General features: G+C 44.6%; 2 protein-coding genes. Both read left to right on the top strand.

Annotation, left to right across the window (positions count from 1 at the left end; translation table 11 throughout):
* Positions 1-761: hypothetical protein (locus ACFW2E_RS47640; RefSeq protein WP_384478606.1), on the top strand; the 761-nt coding region annotated here is incomplete at its 5' end.
* Positions 762-774: 13 nt separating this feature from the next.
* Entirely contained in the window at positions 775-993 is a 219-nt protein-coding gene (locus ACFW2E_RS47635) for a hypothetical protein (protein ID WP_376642732.1), read from the top strand.
* The last annotated feature ends 89 nt before the right edge of the window (positions 994-1,082 follow it).

Here is a 1,082-nt window from a genome sequence, read left to right as displayed (position 1 = left end):
CATCAGAAACAAACCTGAAGAACCATATCGCAAATGCTAAACCTCACGTCTCGGATTCTGAACGTTTGAAATGGAATCAAGCTGCTACGGATGCGACACAGCTGCAAAAGGATTTACAGACAACGAATCTATCGCTTCAGGATGTTATCGGGGTTCAAAACTTCTCACAGAAATATGCATTAACGGATGCTGAAGGAATGCGGAAACGGTTGGCTTCAGCTGACAGCATATTCACCGCACCACCCGGTTTTTATTATGGGACAGGATGGAATCAACTACCGTTACCGGGTGACGCTTCTTGGTACTATCTCGACATTCTACCAGCGCCAAACGGTCTGCGGAAATTGGTTCTGACACGTTCCTATGATAATACGTCATGGATTGGTGTTATACACACTGACAATGTATTCAGGGGTTGGCGACAGCTGTTTACACAAAATGATTTTATGGCGCTCACATGGTATAACCTTCCGTTATTGAATGGAGCAAAGGCGTCAGGAAGAACACCGCAGTATACCCGCTGGGGAAACATCCTCATGCTAAAAGGTGACGTGGCGTGTGACCTCGGCGTTGACTTTGCACAATTGCCCGCGTCATATTCACCGTCAGACAAAAAGGCGGTCATGGCAACAGCATACGGAACGACAGGCTTCACAAAATTTTATATCAACACTGACGGTAAACTGGCGTTTGTCGGCTTTTCAGGAAACAATCAGTCCGCCGTGTCCAGTTGGTCATTAGACGCGGCAGTGCCTTACTAGGAGGGTTGGAGCAATGGAAATGATACAAGTATTCGTATATGATTCGGATTTCATCTTCGACTATCCTGAAATTGTTCCGGCTGATTCCGTACCGGATAATGCGACAACCGTACAGCCGCCGGGATATTGGCGGGCGCAATTTCAGAAGGATAGAAAACTATGGATTGAATCCGCTTCAGACGAACAAATAAATGAAATGAGACAACAAATGAGGGAGAGTGTAAAAGAATGAGTTTCATTGAGAATGTTGCAAGTGAAGCACAAAAATTATACGGTGTAAGTCGAGTTTTACCTTGAGTTTTCAATTGTATATCTATTTTT

It is taken from the genome of Streptomyces sp. NPDC058964 (genome assembly GCF_042741275.1).
Classification (GTDB): domain Bacteria; phylum Actinomycetota; class Actinomycetes; order Streptomycetales; family Streptomycetaceae; genus Streptomyces.
Note: the sequence above shows the minus strand (reverse complement) of the source record. Positions and strands in the feature narration are given on the sequence as shown.